At 57.5% G+C, this 4,600-nt stretch carries 5 protein-coding genes and 2 pseudogenes; 4 read left to right on the forward strand and 3 right to left on the reverse strand.

Annotation, left to right across the window (positions count from 1 at the left end; translation table 11 throughout):
* The 3 genes from CWM53_RS20135 to CWM53_RS20145 all read left to right on the forward strand — a co-directional run.
* Nucleotides 1–257 (forward strand): sodium ion-translocating decarboxylase subunit beta (locus CWM53_RS20135; RefSeq protein WP_165785076.1); only part of this gene is annotated, 257 nt, incomplete at its 5' end.
* Nucleotides 258–428: 171 nt separating this feature from the next.
* Nucleotides 429–2,057 (forward strand): sensor histidine kinase, encoded by a 1,629-nt coding sequence (locus tag CWM53_RS20140; RefSeq protein ID WP_100730409.1) that lies wholly within the window; start codon nt 429–431, stop codon nt 2,055–2,057.
* Nucleotides 2,050–2,754: a response regulator gene (locus CWM53_RS20145; protein WP_074387100.1), complete on the forward strand. Its 705-nt coding sequence runs from the start codon at nt 2,050–2,052 to the stop codon at nt 2,752–2,754. The genes CWM53_RS20140 and CWM53_RS20145 overlap by 8 nt, the downstream gene beginning before the upstream one ends.
* Nucleotides 2,755–2,759: 5 nt before the next feature.
* Here the strand turns inward: CWM53_RS20145 and CWM53_RS20150 are convergent, their stop codons facing one another.
* Nucleotides 2,760–3,389, reverse strand: a complete 630-nt coding sequence (locus CWM53_RS20150) for a hypothetical protein (RefSeq protein ID WP_074387101.1) — start codon at nt 3,387–3,389, stop codon at nt 2,760–2,762.
* Between the two features lie 92 nt (nt 3,390–3,481).
* Between CWM53_RS20150 and CWM53_RS20155 the strand changes: the two genes are divergently transcribed.
* Complete coding sequence (locus CWM53_RS20155) at nt 3,482–4,411, forward strand: LysR family transcriptional regulator (protein WP_074387102.1); 930 nt, start codon at nt 3,482–3,484, stop codon at nt 4,409–4,411.
* Here CWM53_RS20155 and CWM53_RS20160 read toward each other — a convergent pair.
* Together CWM53_RS20160 and CWM53_RS20165 are read right to left on the reverse strand one after the other, a co-directional pair.
* Nucleotides 4,359–4,472 (reverse strand): annotated as a pseudogene (locus tag CWM53_RS20160) (DUF805 domain-containing protein); the annotation flags it as partial. The gene CWM53_RS20155 and the pseudogene CWM53_RS20160 sit on opposite strands and share 53 nt — an antisense overlap.
* 2 nt (nt 4,473–4,474) lie before the next feature.
* Nucleotides 4,475–4,600 (reverse strand): annotated as a pseudogene (locus CWM53_RS20165) (3-octaprenyl-4-hydroxybenzoate carboxy-lyase); the annotation flags it as partial.

Below are 4,600 nucleotides of genomic sequence, written 5' to 3' on the forward strand. Positions count from 1 at the left end.
CCTTCTGCGTGGGGACCGCGGCCGGGGTGCTGATGGCGAAGCTGATGAACGTGTTCAGTAAACACAAAATCAACCCGCTGATTGGTTCCGCCGGGGTGTCGGCGGTGCCGATGGCGGCCAGGGTGTCTAACAAGGTGGGTCTGGAAGCGGACGGGCAGAACTTCCTGCTGATGCACGCCATGGGCCCGAACGTGGCCGGAGTGATCGGCTCGGCGATCGCCGCCGGGGTGATGCTCAAGTACGTGCTGGCGATGTAGGCCGGCATCCTTCCCGGAGGTGTGGCTGTCGCCCCGCCTCCGGGCTGATTTGATACCCACACCTGGCATGACGGGGCCGGGCACATGTCTGAAATTTTCTGTTCTGTGCTCCACCTGTCGGCGCCGGGGGCGCAAAACGGGGAGAATAACAATTTAATGTCTATCTACCCAATGTACACCCGAAAAATCACCCACTGGTTTGCCAGGCGATCGTTTCAGAATCGCATCTTCCTGCTGATCTTATTCACCTCGACGATCGTCATGCTGGCGATGTCATGGTATCTGACAGACATTACCGAGGAGCGTCTGCATTATCAGGTCGGACAACGGGCGCTGATTCAGGCGATGCAGATTTCGGCGATGCCGGAGCTGGTGGAGGCGGTACAGAAACGCGATCTCGCCAGAATCAAAGCCCTTATCGACCCCATGCGTTCGTTCTCCGACGCCACCTACATCACCGTCGGTGATGCCAGCGGCCAGCGCCTCTATCACGTCAATCCTGATGAAATCGGCAAATCGATGGAAGGCGGCGATAGCGATGAGGCGTTGATAAACGCCAAAAGCTACGTGTCAGTGCGCAAAGGCTCGCTGGGATCCTCGTTGCGCGGTAAATCGCCGATTCAGGACGAGACCGGCAAGGTGATCGGCATTGTGTCGGTAGGCTATACCATCGAGCAACTGGAGAACTGGCTCAGCCTGCAGATAAGCTCGCTGCTGATCCCGATGGCCATCATGTTGCTGCTCCTGCTCTATTGCGCCCGCCGCTTCTCACTGCATATCAAAAAGCAGATGCTCAATATGGAACCCCAACAGCTGTCACAGCTGTTGATCCAGCAAAGCGTGTTGTTTGAATCGGTATTCGAAGGGCTGATCGCCATCGACTCCGGTTATAAAATCACTGCAATTAATCAGACTGCCCGCCGCCTGCTCAATTTGAGCCAACCGGAAACCACGCTTATCGGCAAAGGGATCAACAGCGTTATCTCGCAGGAGGCCTTTTTCTACGATGCGCCACAGGCCAATAAAAAAGACGAAATCGTCACCTTCAATCAGATCAAAGTGATCGCCAGCCGGATGGCGGTGATCTTAAACAATGAGCCACAGGGTTGGGTGATCAGCTTTCGCAGCAAAGACGATATCAACACCCTTAGCCTGCAGCTCAGCCAGGTGCAACAGTACGCCGATAACCTGCGCGCCGTGCAGCATGAGCATCGCAATCTGATCTCCACTATCGCTGGCCTGCTGTTTCTTAAACGCTACGATCATGCGCTGGACCTGATCCAACAGCAGTCGGAAAGTCACCAGAAGGTGATCGATTTTATCGCGCGGAATTTCCAGGATAACCATCTGGCCGGACTGTTGATCGGCAAGTATTACCGGGCCAAAGAGCTCGGTCTGGAGCTGGTTTTCGATCCGGCCTGCTTCGTTGACAGATTACCCACCGCCCTTTCTCACAATGAATGGATCTCGATCGTGGGGAATCTGCTTGATAACGCCTACAATGCCAGCCTGCGTCAGCCGCAGGGGTCAAGGCAGATAGAATGCCTGATCAACAGCGACGGTCACGAAGTGATCATTGAGATCGCCGACCAGGGATGCGGCATTGACGAGGCGCTGCGCGACAGGATCTTCGAGCGCGGCGTTACCAGCAGCACCAGCAAAGATCATGGTATCGGACTCTGGCTGGTACGCAGCTATGTGGAACAGGCCGGCGGCAACATTGTCGTCGAAAATAATATTCCCTTTGGCACCATCTTTACGCTTTATATCCCCCTGACCCGAGATGAACATCATGGATAGCATCACTACTCTTATCGTTGAAGACGAACCTATGCTGGCGGAGATCCTGGTGGATAACATTAAACAGTTTCCCCAGTTCGACGTCATTGGCATTGCGGATAAGCTTGAGAGCGCCAGGAAACAGCTCAGGCTGTATCAACCGCAGCTGATCCTGCTGGATAATTTTTTACCCGACGGCAAAGGTATCGATCTGATCCGCCATGCTGTCAGTACGCATTACAAGGGACGGATTATCTTTATTACCGCAGATAATCACATGGATACCATCAGCGAAGCGCTGCGTCTTGGGGTGTTCGATTACCTGATTAAGCCGGTGCACTATCAGCGCCTGCAGCACACGCTGGAGCGCTTTGCCCGCTATCGTAGCTCGCTGCGCTCCAGCGAACAGGCCAGCCAGATCCATGTCGACGCGCTGTTTAATATTCAGGCTCGGGAGCAAACGGAACCCACCAGCGCACCGCTGCGCGGGATCGATGAAAGCACCTTTCAGCGCGTACTCCAGCTGTTTGCCGACCCGTCGGTGGTACATACCGCCGACTCGCTGGCCCGTATCCTCGGCAGCAGCAAAACCACCGCCCGCCGTTATCTGGAGCAAGGCGTGAAGAACGACTTTCTGGAAGCGGAAATCAGCTACGGCAAGGTTGGCCGACCTGAGCGCATCTACCACGGCAAGCAGACCCATCCTGAGCAGAGATAAAACGCTTACGCCAGGGTATAGCTGACCACCAGTTGCCCCTTCTTCATTTTAAGCTGGCTGACGACGACGTCGCCCAGCTCCGCCAGACGGGCGACGTGGGTGCCACCGCAGGGATAAGCGGGCATTTCGCCAAATCCCACCTGGCGTAGGCCATCAGCGAACGTCACCTGACGCGGTAAGTCCTGCGCCTGCCAGGCCTTCACCGGCGTCAACAGCGCGCTGGCGTCCGGCAGCGCGGCATTGTTCCTGCTGGTGAAGGTTATCCGCCCTTCGCCGGGCCAGTGGTGCGCTTTCACCGGTTGCCAGCCAAGCTGTTCGCCCGCCAGGCCAAGCAGGTGGCCGGCAGAATGCAGACGGGCATGCAGCTGTCTCGCGGAGGCATCAATTTTCATCTCCACGTCACCGAGGGGAAGCGGTTGCGACAGGATATGCAGCACGCTGTCGCCGCGCACAATAACCGTCTCAACCACCTGCCCGGCGATCCAGCCGCGGTCTGCCGGTTGACCGCCTCCTTGCGGGTGAAACAACGTCCGATCCAGTTCGATGGCGTAACGGCCATCCGCTTCTGCAGTGCAGGCGATGATCTGGGCGCGCCCGTCGGTAGCATCGCTGGTGTAATAAACTCGTTCAGTCATGGTGATTCTCCTCTCTGTCCGACCAGTATATTGATAATATCGACAGCGATAATCCCACCACCCGCCAATGCACTTTTGCTCCAGGAGCACAAATGAATCTGAACCTCCTGCCGGACCTCGCCCTCTTCGTCCAGATAGTCGACCAGGGCAGCTTTTCCGCCGTCGCCCGCCAGAGCGGCCTGACGCCCTCCGCCGTGAGCCGCAGCGTGTCGCGACTGGAGCGGGAGATGGGCAGCAAGCTGCTGCATCGAACCACCCGCAAACTGCGACTGAGCAATGCCGGGGAAACGGTGTATCAGCATGCCCAGCAGATGCTGGAAGCGGCGCGGCAGGCGATAGATTCCGCCAGCAGTCGCCAAACGGTCGCTCAGGGAAAGCTGACGCTCAGCGTACCGAAAGCCGTCGGCCGCTTTGTGATCCACCCGCTGATGATGGCGTTTTTCCACCGCTACCCGCAGGTTGACGTCTGCCTGCGGCTGGAAGATCGCCCTCTGGATTTTATCGATGACGGTATTGATTTGGCGCTGCGCATCACCGATACCCCTTCCCCTGGTCTGCATGGCAAACCGCTGATGCCAATCAGGCACGTTATCTGCGCCACTGAGGCGTATTTACAACGGCACGGTATGCCGCACACGCCGCAGGATCTGCGCGCGCATAGCTGCATCAGCCTTGGCGAAACGCCCGCCGATGCGCGCTGGAAGTTCCGCCGGGAAGGGAAAAGCGAAACCGTGCAAACCTACGGGCGGTACGCCGCCAACCATACCGCCGTACGCCTCGACGCGGTTAAGCAGCATCTGGGCATTGGCAGTCTGCCGCTGTTCACCGCCCGTGAGGCGCTGGCAAAGGGCGATATCGTGCAGGTGCTGCCCGAGTGGGAATTCATCAGCAGCTACTCCGGCGACCTGTGGCTGCTGTGGGCGGGAGATAAACATATGCCCGCCAGGATGCGGGCGATGATTGATTATCTCAGCGAGACGGTGCCGGCGCTGAACGCAGGCAGCACAGAGCCAGCGAAATAATTGCAAACCACGGAATGATAACCCCCAGCACAAACCAGATCCCGGAGCGGCCGATATCATGTGGCGTTTGGTCGGCATATTCAGCACTTGCTTGAACTGCGGCAGCTTATCAAACAGATCGCGGAAGCCTTTTGGCGGTTCCGGCTCTTTCAGAAAAGCTAACAGCTTACCCACCTCGCGCAGCGAACT

It is taken from the genome of Klebsiella sp. A-Nf5, from assembly GCF_002810545.1.
Classification (GTDB): Bacteria; Pseudomonadota; Gammaproteobacteria; order Enterobacterales; family Enterobacteriaceae; genus Klebsiella; species Klebsiella variicola.